Consider the following 10,920-nt stretch of genomic DNA (forward strand, 5'->3'; position numbering starts at 1 on the left):
AATTAGAATTAGCTTGTAGGCTTAACATTTCACGAGGATGAAAAAATGGCCAGTGAAACCACTGGCCAAAAAGAACACTGCGCTTAACTAAAGTACTTGGTCTTTATTCAGCATTCTTTTCTGTAACATTGTTTTCTTTCGCGGTATCTTTTTTTGCAATAGCAACGGCAATAGACAACTCTTCGAGTGATGCCGGGTTCGCAAGACTTGGCGCATTCGTTAACAGGCAAGAAGCTGCTGTTGTTTTAGGGAATGCAATAACATCACGAATGTTATCAGTACCACATAGCAGCATGACTAGACGGTCAAGACCGAAAGCCAGACCCGCGTGTGGTGGCGTACCGTACTTCAATGCTTCCAGTAAGAAACCAAACTTCGACTGCTGCTCTTCAGCGTTAATACCCAGCAGATCAAACACGGCCGCTTGCATCTCTGCATTGTGGATACGTACTGAACCACCGCCCACTTCGTAACCGTTGATGACCATATCATATGCATCCGAGTTAACACTCTCAGGATTAACGGCTAATTCTTCAGCAGTGACACCCAAAGGAGAAGTGAACGGGTGGTGCATGGCATGCAGGTTACCCTCGTCATCGTCTTCGAACATCGGGAAGTCAACAACCCATAGTGGAGCCCACGCACTCTTATCTGACAGGTCAAGGTCTTCACCCAGCTTCAAGCGCAGTGCGCCCATTGATTCCGTAACAATGCGCTTTTTATCGGCACCGAACAAGATGATATCACCCGTTTCTGCATTGGTACGTTCCAGAATGGCGGCAACAACTTCCTCGTTCAGGAATTTCGCTACCGGAGACTGAATGCCGGCCAGACCCGCTTCGCGATCATTGACCTTCGCCCAAGCCAGGCCCTTCGCGCCGTAGATAGTTGCAAATCGGGTGTACTCATCAATTTGTTTGCGAGATAGTGATGCACCACCAGGTACACGGATCACCGCCACTCGGCCTTTCGGATCGTTAGCCGGGCCGGCAAACACTTTGAAGTCGACATCTTTTAGCAGATCTGCAACGTCCACCAGCTCTAGCGGGTTACGTAGATCCGGCTTATCCGAACCGAAACGTCGCATTGCTTCTTCATACGACATCGTTGGGAAAGTACCCAGATCAACACCCAGTAACTCTTTCCACATTTCGGTGATCATACGCTCAGTCACTTCACGCACTTGCTCTGCGCTCATGAAAGAGGTTTCAATATCGATCTGAGTAAATTCCGGCTGACGGTCAGCACGCAAATCTTCATCACGGAAACATTTAACGATCTGGTAGTAGCGATCGAAACCAGACATCATCAACAGCTGTTTAAAGAGCTGAGGAGATTGTGGCAACGCATAGAAGCTACCTTTATGGACACGGCTCGGTACTAAATAATCTCGGGCACCTTCCGGTGTCGCTTTGGTCAGAACCGGTGTTTCGATGTCTAAGAATGCGTTGTCATCAAGGAAGCGACGAACAAAGCTTGATGCTTTCGCACGCAGCTTGATGCGGTCGCTCATTTCAGGACGACGCAAATCTAAATAACGGAATTTAAGGCGCTGTTCTTCAGTATTTGTCTGATTGAAGTCTAGCGGTAGCACGTCAGAGCGGTTGATAATTTCCAGGCCTGTTGCCAGTATTTCAACTTCACCGGTCGCCATGCCTTTGTTTACCTGGCTCTCTGGGCGAATACGTACTTCACCCGTCAGGTGAATACAAAATTCGTTGCGCAGTTGGTTAGCCACTTCGAATACATCTTTCATATCCGGATCGACGACTACCTGAACAATACCTTCACGATCTCGCATATCGACGAAGATCAGACCGCCTAAGTCACGGCGACGATTAACCCAGCCGCATAATTCTACTGTTTGTCCTGCTAGGGACTTGTTCAGGTGACCACAATATTGGGTGCGCATATGAAATTCCCGATCTATTTACTAACTTTCCTGTGAGCGATTTCAGCAAGCGAATTACTTACCTTGCACAGGCTGATTCATTCCCGGCCACAAACCGTTCAATATTCATCCAATTTAAGATGTTAAGTGGGGCCGAGACGTAAAAATGACGAAACATTATAAAGCAAAAAATCCAATGAAGGAAAAATCACAGCCATAATTCAATGAAAAAGACCAAGAACCATTTCGCTAAAGACAAATGATCGCATTTTCTCTACAATACGCGACCTTTCAGGGATCACCTTCGTTAAACTCAGGGAACCCTGTTTTTTTAGTTAAGAGGTTCGTGAGAATGGCAGGCCACGATAATATTTTTGCGGCACCAATCGAAAAGCTGGGCGATTTTACATTCGATGCAAAAGTCGCTGAAGTTTTTCCGGATATGATTCAACGCTCTGTACCCGGTTACAGCAATATCATTTCCGCTATTGGCATGTTAGCGGAACGCTTCGCCAAACCCCATTCGAAGATTTACGATCTGGGTTGTTCGTTAGGTGCCGCAACCTTGTCGATGCGCCGTCATATCAATCAAGAAGGCTGTGAAATCATCGCCGTTGATAATTCAGCCGCCATGGTTGAGCGTTGTCGCCTTCACATTGACGCCTACCGTTCAGACACCCCCGTACAGGTGGTAGAAGCCGATATCCGTGATATCGAGATCACCGATGCTTCCGTTGTTGTTCTGAACTTTACCCTGCAGTTCCTGGTACCGGAAGACCGACAGCGTCTGCTGGAAAAAATCTACGCCGGGCTGCGACCGGGAGGGATCCTGATCCTTTCCGAAAAATATATTTTTGACGATGAGCGTGCGCACGAGCTGCTGATCGACTTGCATCACGACTTTAAACGCGCCAACGGTTATAGCGAACTTGAAATAAGCCAGAAACGCAGTGCCATTGAAAATGTCATGCGTCCTGACAATATTGAAACCCATAAAACGCGCTTTACCAATATTGGCTTCAGCAGCAGTGAAGTCTGGTTTCAGTGTTTCAACTTCGGCTCTATGTTTGCCATTAAATAAGGTATTTCGTTCCAATATGTTTAGTTTTTCTGAATTTTATCAGCTGATTGCCCAGCACGACCAATTACGCCCTTGGCTAAATACTTTGCCAAAGCAACTAAGTGACTGGGAAGAGGCCGAACATGGCGATATGGGACGTTGGATCCGGGCATTGAACAAATTTCCGACCTACAAACCGGATCTTGTTGATCTCAAAGATGCTGTCAGCGTAAAAAATGAAGACGCTATTGCATCGGGAGAGCAAAAACGTCTGGAAAGCCTGCTACGTCTGTTGCACCCATGGCGTAAAGGCCCCTATCAGATCCATGGCATTCATATTGATACTGAGTGGCGTTCTGACTGGAAATGGGATCGCCTGTTACCGCACATCTCTCCGTTAACAGGTCGTTCTGTGCTGGATGTGGGCTGTGGTAACGGTTATCACATGTGGCGCATGCTGGGTGAAGGTGCCAAACTGGCCGTTGGTATTGACCCATCCAACCTGTTCTTAATTCAGTTTGAAGCGATTCGCCGTTTAATGGGCAATGACAACCGCGCCTTTTTATTGCCTTTAGGTATTGAGCAACTCCCTGAACTGAAAGCCTTTGATACCGTTTTCAGCATGGGTGTACTGTATCACCGCCGCTCCCCACTCGACCATATCATCCAACTGAAGAACCAGCTGCGCAAAGATGGTGAAGTGGTGTTGGAAACCCTGGTTATTGATGGCGACGAAAATGACGTTCTGATCCCGACACATCGTTACGCCCAAATGCATAACGTCTATTTCTTCCCCTCAGCCAAAGCACTCAAAGTCTGGATGGAGAAGTGCGGCTTCGTTGACGTTCGTATCGTTGATGAATGTGTCACCACCACCGATGAGCAACGCTCGACAGACTGGATGACAAACAATTCATTGCCTGAATACTTGAACCCGGAAGATCCCACTAAAACGATTGAAGGCTACCCGGCGCCAAAACGCGCTATCCTGATCGCTAGGAATCCTGACTAAGCACTGACAAAGGGATGCTATTCGCATCCCTTTTTATACGCTAAACTATCGCTGTCTATAGAAAAATAAGAAGTATCTCTGGGAGACACCATGCTTCGCCGCAGTATACCGTTACTTACTTTCGCAATACTTTCCGGCTGCACCCTTGCGCCGTCGCATGACCAAGAAAAAACGTTGCATGCCATTACGGCAATGGAAACTAACGTTAACGGTCAACTTACCGCAATGTCAGAACAAATAAATGAACAGAATGAATACATTGCTAATCTTGAAAAAGAGCTATCATCAATTGCAGAAGATTTGAATAGAGAAAAAACGAGTGCCGATACCAGATCTCAGGTCATGGTTGAGACAAATATCATCCCGCCCTCTGTCATTAAACCTGTCGCTGATCCCAAGGTGGCACATGGTAAAGCTATTCTGGGCGAAGAAGAATGGGTTTGGCTAGACTCAGTACAATCACGCTTTAAAGCCCGAATTGATTCTGGCGCAACCACATCATCACTGAATGCCCTCGATATCCAAATTTTCGAGCGCGACGGTAAAGAATGGGTTCGTTTTAATCTGAACCATAACTCTGAGGTCTATGAGCCCAAGCCGGAGATCGTTGAAGCACCGGTTTTACGTTGGGTGAAGATCCGCCAGTCGACGTCTGAAAACGCCAGTCGACGTCCAGTTATTGAAGCATGGGTGAACCTGGGGCCATTGCATGAGAAAACGCAGTTTACCTTGGCTGATCGTAGCCAGATGGTTTATCCGGTGCTACTAGGCCGCGAGTTTTTTAAAGACATTGCACTTGTTGATGTTGGCAAACAATATGTTCAGGGACAGAGTGTTCACAAGCCGAATATTCAATAGATAAAACGCTAACAAGAAATGATGAGGATGTTATGACGTCAAGAATACCGTTTTACTTTTTAATTTCATTGCTCGTCATTGCAGGTGCTGCGCTAAGCCAATACCGTCATGCTATTTACGGTGTGCCGTGGACGCCCGGCGAAGAACGTGCACTGTGGGAACTCGAAGCACGTATCGAGTTTGACGCCATTGGTGATCCGGTTAAGATCTCGATGGCAGCCCCTGAAACACAACAGGGGTTTACCCTGATCGATGAAAGCACATCCTCTCCGGGTTATGGGGTGGCTCTGATCGAGACAGACAATGGCCGTCGGGCCGAATGGTCAATCCGTCAGGCCACCGGCAAGCAAATCCTCTATTACAAAACCCAGATGCTGGTTGATGATCAAGCAAGCTATCGGGTGATACCACCGAAAGGCGATCCTGTCGCCGTTAGCCTTGACAACCCGCAACAAACGGCAGCCATCGCGATGCTGACTCAGGCACGTAAGCTGTCAGCAGACAACCTGACGTTTACTCGTGAGCTCATAAAACAGTTTAATGACAAGCAGAACCAGAACGCATCACTGCTGCTTAACAACCTGAGTCGCGAAGATGCCATCATCAGCTTGCTCTCACTTGAAGGCATTCATGCCCGTCTGGTCGGTGGCCTGCAACTTGAAGATGGCCGCCGCCGCCAAAGTATCAATCTTCTGGTTGAACTCTGGGACGGTCAACAGTGGCAGTTGTTCGATCCGCAAACCGGTATCGAAGGTAAACCGAAAGATGTTTTAATCTGGAACCAGCAAAGCCATTCACTATTAGATGTCGTCGGTGGTCACAACTCCAACATCAGCTTTTCGATTATTGCCCAGGATATTACGCCTCAGCAAGCCACCCGTGAAAAAGTCGTGGCCGACGATCTGTTGAATTTCTCGATTCACAGCCTGCCGGTTGAAGAGCAGGCCATGTTTAAAACCATTATGCTGGTGCCAATCGGTGCTTTGGTTGTGGTTTTCCTGCGTATTATTATCGGCCTGAAAACATCCGGTACCTTCATGCCGGTATTGATTGCCGTGGCGTTTGTTCAGACTCAGCTGCTTACCGGTATTCTTGGTTTCTTACTTATCGTCGGCACCGGCTTAATTATTCGAAGTTATCTGTCTAATTTGAATTTGCTGCTGGTAGCCAGAATATCTGCGGTAATCATTACGGTAATAATGATCATTTCAGTATTCACCGTTGTCGCCTTTAAAATCGGCCTGGTAGAAGGCTTGAGTATTACCTTCTTCCCGATGATTATCTTGTCATGGACCATTGAGCGTATGTCGATCCTGTGGGAAGAAGAAGGCGCCAAAGAAGTCCTGGTTCAAGGTGGCGGTTCACTGCTCACCGCAATACTGGTCTACCTGGCAATGACCAACGATATGGTACGTCACCTGACCTTTAATTTTGTTGGTATGCAACTGATTATTCTCGCTCTTATCTTAATGCTCGGTAACTACACCGGTTATCGCTTAAGTGAATTACGTCGCTTCAAACCACTTGCGGAGGACTAACTATGTCACTGTTTTCACAGTTTACCTCTCCGTTCAAGCTGCGTGATCGCGGCATTATGGGAATGAATAAGCGAAACCACAGTTACATCGGCCGGTACAATGACCGTAGTCTCTATCCGCTCGTTGATGACAAACTCAAAACGAAGAAGATTGCTCAACGTGCCGGTGCGACGGTTCCGGAGCTGATTGGGGTCATTCACAGCCAGGGTGGCGTCAGAAATGTCCACGAGATGGTCAAAAACTGGCCGGGATTTGTGATCAAGCCAGCCCAGGGCTCGGGCGGGAAAGGCATTTTAGTTATCATCAAGCACAAAGATGGTATTTATACCAAACCCTCTGGTGTGGAAATCAATAAACAAGATGTCGAGCGTCACATCACCAATACCCTGGCGGGGCTCTTTTCACTCGGTGGAAAGAATGATGTTGCGATGATTGAAGATCTGATCCAGTTTGATGACGTGTTCGATGGCTTCAGTTATGAGGGAGTGCCAGACGTCAGGGTTATCGTTTTTAGAGGCTATCCGGTTATGGCCATGATGCGTTGCTCAACGGCAGCCTCAGACGGTAAAGCCAACCTCCACCAGGGCGCTGTCGGCGTCGGGATCGATATCGCCACAGGTAAAGCGATTCGTGCGGTACAGTTTGACCACCCTATTGAACGCCACCCGGATACGGGCAGGTTGCTTAGCGAACTTTCGGTACCCAATTGGACTAAATTATTGACGCTAGCGGCAAGCGCCTGGGAGATGGCAGGGCTTGGCTATATGGGCACTGATATGGTACTCGATAAGATAAAAGGGCCAATGGTGCTTGAGCTTAATGCGCGTCCTGGTTTGGCGATACAAACCGCTAACGGATGCGGACTGTTACCTCGTTTACACCATATAGAAAACTTAGGTATACCAAACATGCCGCCGACACCTGCTGAGCGAGTGGCCTATGCGGCCGACCAATTTGGCGTGAAACCGGCATTCTAAGTCCACTTCTAATTAATAATAAAAGCCCTGACAGTGATGTGAGGGCTTTTTTATATCAGAAAGATATGTAATTAATATCTGACTATACCGAACAGAGTGGAATCAACATGACAGTGCACTCCCCCCATCCGCTGTTTGAGGCAGCTATCGATCGCACCGAGAGCAACAGCATAAAATGGAATAAATACAAAGGCAGAGACATTTTGCCGATGTGGGTCGCAGACAGTGACTTCCCAGTGCCCGAAGCCATCACTGACGCGCTGCATCGACATATTGATCACGGTATTTTCGGTTATGGCCAACCGCCGCCGCGATTGGCGGAACTACTGGTAGAACGAATGCAACGCAAATTCAACTGGCAGATACAGCCCGAGTGGATTGTGTATCTGCCGGGATTAGTCTGCGGCCTTAACCTCGCTGTGCGTTCGCTAACCACAGAGCATCAAACTGTTGTCAGTCCAGCACCGATCTACCCGCCATTCATCTCTGCGGTAAAAAAGGCCAAACGGTCGCTTTCTGTTGCCCCCGTCACCTTACAAAAAAATCGCTGGTTAGTTGATTTCAGCCAAATCGAATTCGCACCGGAGACAACACTATTACTGTTATGTAACCCACTGAATCCAGGTGGTACCGTGTATCGCCGCGATGAGCTAGAGCAAGTTTTATACCTAGCCGAACAGCATGACTTACTTATCTGTTCAGACGAAATCCATTGTGATCTGATTTTAGAGCCTAACCTGCAACATATCCCATTTGCCAGCCTCAGTGAAAGTGCTGCGCAACGGTCTGTAACGTTAATCTCGCCGGGTAAAACGTTTAATCTTGCCGGATTGGGTGTCTCAATGGCGATTATTCCGAACCCGACGTTAAGGCATCAATTTTGTCAAGCGAGAGAAGGCATTGTGCCCGAGGTAAATGTGCTCGCTTATACTGCCGCTCAAGCGGCCTATGAACACGGCCAACCCTGGCTCGAAGACCAGTTAACCTATTTACGACTTCACCAGCAAAAGTTGGCGCATGAAATAAATGCGATGCCTTATCTGAAGCTGCATCAGATAGAAGCCACTTACCTAGCATGGATTGACGCCTCAGCGCTTCCTGTAGCCAACCCGTTTACGTTTTTTGAACAAGCAGGGGTCGGCCTGTCATCTGGCGCGGATTTTGGGAACCCGCATTTTGTGCGGATGAATTTTGCCTGCAGCACTAAAATACTCGAACAAGCCTTGCAACGAATGCGCATTGCTATTGAAGCGCTGTAGCGTCAAATAAGTAACTATCCAGTGATACCAACACCTTTAATTATTTAGATCTAAAGTTCTGACATCTGAGACCGATAAACAGATATCGTAACCAGGAACCTCTTTTATCAGATGCAGATCCACACCTTAGATAAAGCAATGCTGATCAACGAAGTGCAGCTCGGCAACCAGCTCAACCATGCGGTTGAAGGTGGGCGCCGGGCTGATTTCGCGTTGATGCTGGCCATGCTGTCGCCGGATCACCTGGAAAAGAACCCGACCGATGCTCCCCCCGTGCAAGGAAATACAGAGGCGGAATTACGCGCATATTTTGAATTACCCGATCCACAGCCATTAACCAGCACCGAGAGCTGCTACGAAAAAGCGGCCGCCCAAGCCGATGCTTTCCATCAGGGGGGACTAGCCAGCTCGCAATTTCTTCATGAACTGCAACCAACGGCATTAACGTTTCCGCCATTAGGCACCAAAGGGATGCCCGAGGAGATATACCACAACCTCTCCGGTCATGAACGCCGCCGCCTGCCTCCGACAGAAGATGCAACCATTCAGGCATCTCCACATGATTTGTATTTATCACTTATACAATCAAAACGTTATGCCGAGATGTATCAAACCGGATAAATTGCACAACAAGCCAGACTCTCTCACACAAATAAATATTTCGTGACCACCGTCATAGCTTTGACACAACCAGCAATAACCACTGTCACACTTTACTAACATTTAATAACAAAACAACACAATATGCGTGCTTTTTCACATTTTAAACAATCTGAAAACGTCACTATGACAAGAGTTGTTTCGACGAACCTTATTGGTACGGATGGTGATTATGAATATCGCGCACTCTGTTATATTAATTACAGCGGCAGGCAGCCCGATGGGGAAAGCTCTTGCGCTTCATTTCGCTTCGCTTGGAGCAAAATTGGCGTTAGTGGATATTGATGCTGAACGATTAGAGTTGACTCACCAGGCTTGCCTGGCTTCTGGCGGAACAAGTTACCCGTTACTGCTTACATCGCAGGATGAGCCAACCATCGCCGGGTTAATAAATGACGTTGATCAGCATTATGGTTCGATTGATGTATTGATTAATTACTGGCTGGGTGCCGATCTGCCAACACTTTTCAGCCCCTCTTCTGTTGACGTGTTTTGCCGCTCGATGACTGAAGTGGCAACGACCTTTTTTACCTTCGGTAAACAAGCGGCAAGCTATATGCGAGAGCATCATTGTCCAGGGGTTATTATCAACCTGGCAGCCAACCAGCCCGATAGCCAGATTCCAATAACAGAGTGTTCGAAAGCTGTCATTTCAGGTCTGACACAGAGCTGGGCCAGGGAATTGGCAGAATTTAATATTCGGGTGGGCGGCGTCGTACCACTGGTGTTTAATGATGAGGCATCCCACTCACAGAGCAGCCCTTTCAGCCAGCCTCTGCAATACGAAATCGTTCGAAGCGTCGAATATATTGTAGAAAATGACTACTTTAATGGCCGGATGATAGAGGCAGAAGTGGGGTAAAGGCAGGGTCTAGGGTCTAACTCGTTACTTGCTACTGATCTAAAAAAGCCCGCCAAAATGGCGGGCTTAATGATTTACGGCAAAAGCAATGCGCTAGCTATAACAGATGATTATGCTTTAGCTGTTTCTTTCTTTGCTTTAGCTGTCTTTTCAGCAATTACAGCATCTTTTTCAGACTTCTTGATAACAGTCGTACCTTCGAACGTTTCACCTTCAACGTAAGGAGTACCGTAGTAAGAAGCCATTAGTACTTCTTTCAGCTCGCTGATTAGAGGGTAACGTGGGTTTGCACCAGTACACTGATCATCAAACGCTTCAACTGATAGCTCGTCTAGTTTCGCCAGGAAGTCAGACTCTGGAACACCCGCAGCCTGGATAGATAATGGAATATCCAAATCACCCTTAAGCTCTTCTAACCAAGTTAGCAGACGCTCAATTTTCTGAGCGGTACGGTCGCCCGCTTGAGACAGACCCAGGTGGTCAGCGACTTCTGCATAACGACGACGCGCTTGTGGGCGGTCATACTGAGAGAATGCCGTTTGCTTGGTTGGGTTATCGTTCGCGTTGTAACGGACAACGTTAGAGATAAGCAGTGCGTTAGCTAGGCCGTGTGGGATGTGGAACTCAGCACCCAATTTGTGCGCCATTGAGTGACACACACCCAGGAAGGCATTCGCAAACGCGATACCAGCGATAGTCGCGGCATTGTGCACTTTCTCACGAGCGATTGGGTCAGCAGCACCATTCGCGTAGCTTGATGGCAGGTATTCTTTCAGCATCTTAAGTGCTTGAAGCGCCTGACC

At 47.7% G+C, this 10,920-nt stretch carries 9 protein-coding genes and 1 pseudogene; 8 read left to right on the forward strand and 2 right to left on the reverse strand.

The window, feature by feature from the left end:
* Nucleotides 1-103: 103 nt before the first annotated feature.
* Nucleotides 104-1,912, reverse strand: a complete 1,809-nt coding sequence (aspS, locus tag AC2204_RS20295) for an aspartate--tRNA ligase (RefSeq protein ID WP_318927709.1) — start codon at nucleotides 1,910-1,912, stop codon at nucleotides 104-106.
* 331 nt (nucleotides 1,913-2,243) lie between these two features.
* Between aspS and cmoA the strand changes: the two genes are divergently transcribed.
* From cmoA to AC2204_RS20335, 8 genes are all read left to right on the forward strand, one after another.
* On the forward strand, nucleotides 2,244-2,972 hold the full coding sequence (cmoA, locus tag AC2204_RS20300; RefSeq protein ID WP_318927710.1) for a carboxy-S-adenosyl-L-methionine synthase CmoA: 729 nt from the start codon (nucleotides 2,244-2,246) through the stop codon (nucleotides 2,970-2,972).
* A 16-nt stretch (nucleotides 2,973-2,988) separates the two neighbouring features.
* Entirely contained in the window at nucleotides 2,989-3,963 is a 975-nt protein-coding gene (gene cmoB, locus AC2204_RS20305; protein WP_318927711.1) for a tRNA 5-methoxyuridine(34)/uridine 5-oxyacetic acid(34) synthase CmoB, read from the forward strand.
* Nucleotides 3,964-4,053: 90 nt separating this feature from the next.
* Nucleotides 4,054-4,821, forward strand: coding sequence for an ATP-dependent zinc protease family protein (locus AC2204_RS20310; RefSeq protein ID WP_318927712.1), 768 nt, complete (start codon nucleotides 4,054-4,056; stop codon nucleotides 4,819-4,821).
* A 32-nt stretch (nucleotides 4,822-4,853) separates the two neighbouring features.
* The gene (locus AC2204_RS20315; RefSeq protein ID WP_318927713.1) at nucleotides 4,854-6,359 is read left to right on the forward strand and encodes an inactive transglutaminase family protein; all 1,506 of its coding nucleotides are present in this window, start codon (nucleotides 4,854-4,856) and stop codon (nucleotides 6,357-6,359) included.
* 2 nt (nucleotides 6,360-6,361) lie between these two features.
* Nucleotides 6,362-7,336, forward strand: a complete 975-nt coding sequence (locus AC2204_RS20320) for an alpha-L-glutamate ligase-like protein (RefSeq protein WP_318927714.1) — start codon at nucleotides 6,362-6,364, stop codon at nucleotides 7,334-7,336.
* Between the two features lie 107 nt (nucleotides 7,337-7,443).
* The gene (locus AC2204_RS20325) at nucleotides 7,444-8,595 is read left to right on the forward strand and encodes a MalY/PatB family protein (protein WP_318927715.1); all 1,152 of its coding nucleotides are present in this window, start codon (nucleotides 7,444-7,446) and stop codon (nucleotides 8,593-8,595) included.
* A 111-nt stretch (nucleotides 8,596-8,706) separates the two neighbouring features.
* A complete protein-coding gene (locus AC2204_RS20330) occupies nucleotides 8,707-9,216 on the forward strand; it encodes a VC2046/SO_2500 family protein (RefSeq protein ID WP_318927716.1) in 510 nt (169 codons plus the stop codon).
* Nucleotides 9,217-9,427: 211 nt separating this feature from the next.
* On the forward strand, nucleotides 9,428-10,117 hold the full coding sequence (locus AC2204_RS20335) for an SDR family oxidoreductase (RefSeq protein ID WP_318927717.1): 690 nt from the start codon (nucleotides 9,428-9,430) through the stop codon (nucleotides 10,115-10,117).
* 110 nt (nucleotides 10,118-10,227) lie between these two features.
* On the opposite strand, the pseudogene AC2204_RS20340 reads toward AC2204_RS20335, so the two are convergent.
* Nucleotides 10,228-10,920, reverse strand: a pseudogene (locus AC2204_RS20340) (bifunctional acetaldehyde-CoA/alcohol dehydrogenase); the annotation flags it as partial.

The sequence above is a fragment of the Photobacterium sp. genome (assembly GCF_057456235.1).

Bases quoted from the DNA above. Each gene is read 5' to 3' on its own strand.
- aspS (WP_318927709.1), bottom strand. From the start codon at position 1,912: ATGCGCACCCAATATTGTGGTCACCTGAACAAGTCCCTAGCAGGACAA.
- cmoA (WP_318927710.1), top strand. From the start codon at position 2,244: ATGGCAGGCCACGATAATATTTTTGCGGCACCAATCGAAAAGCTGGGC.
- cmoB (WP_318927711.1), top strand. From the start codon at position 2,989: ATGTTTAGTTTTTCTGAATTTTATCAGCTGATTGCCCAGCACGACCAA.
- AC2204_RS20310 (WP_318927712.1), top strand. From the start codon at position 4,054: ATGCTTCGCCGCAGTATACCGTTACTTACTTTCGCAATACTTTCCGGC.
- AC2204_RS20315 (WP_318927713.1), top strand. From the start codon at position 4,854: ATGACGTCAAGAATACCGTTTTACTTTTTAATTTCATTGCTCGTCATT.
- AC2204_RS20320 (WP_318927714.1), top strand. From the start codon at position 6,362: ATGTCACTGTTTTCACAGTTTACCTCTCCGTTCAAGCTGCGTGATCGC.
- AC2204_RS20325 (WP_318927715.1), top strand. From the start codon at position 7,444: ATGACAGTGCACTCCCCCCATCCGCTGTTTGAGGCAGCTATCGATCGC.
- AC2204_RS20330 (WP_318927716.1), top strand. From the start codon at position 8,707: ATGCAGATCCACACCTTAGATAAAGCAATGCTGATCAACGAAGTGCAG.
- AC2204_RS20335 (WP_318927717.1), top strand. From the start codon at position 9,428: ATGAATATCGCGCACTCTGTTATATTAATTACAGCGGCAGGCAGCCCG.